Source organism: Streptomyces sp. ADMS, from assembly GCF_033441795.1.
Lineage (GTDB): Bacteria > Actinomycetota > Actinomycetes > Streptomycetales > Streptomycetaceae > Streptomyces.
On the sequence record NZ_JAVFVX010000511.1, the window covers coordinates 1 to 322 of the forward strand.

The window sequence follows — 322 nt, forward strand, 5'->3', positions numbered from 1 at the left end:
AGGCGAGCCTGAGCGAGATCGCGCGCGCCGCGGGCGTGGGCAGGGTGACGCTGTATGCGCACTTCACCTCCCGGGCGGAGGTTGTCGATGCGGCGATGAGCCGTGCCATCGACCGGGGCAACGAGGCGTTGGACGCGGTCGATCTGACCGGCGATCCGCTGCTCGCCCTGGCGCGTTACGTCGAGGCCGGCTGGCAACTGGTGGACCAGGCGCGGGCGTTGCTCCTCGCCGCTCAGAAAGAACTCTCCGCGGGACGCATTCGCGAACTGCACAGCGGGCCCGCCGCCCGGGTCGAGACACTGGTTGCCCGAGGCCGCGCCGA

The 322-nt window shown here is 71.4% G+C and carries 1 protein-coding gene; it reads left to right on the forward strand.

The window, feature by feature from the left end:
- On the forward strand, nucleotides 1-322 hold a 322-nt coding region (locus RB628_RS42985), incomplete at both ends, for a TetR/AcrR family transcriptional regulator (protein WP_318325818.1).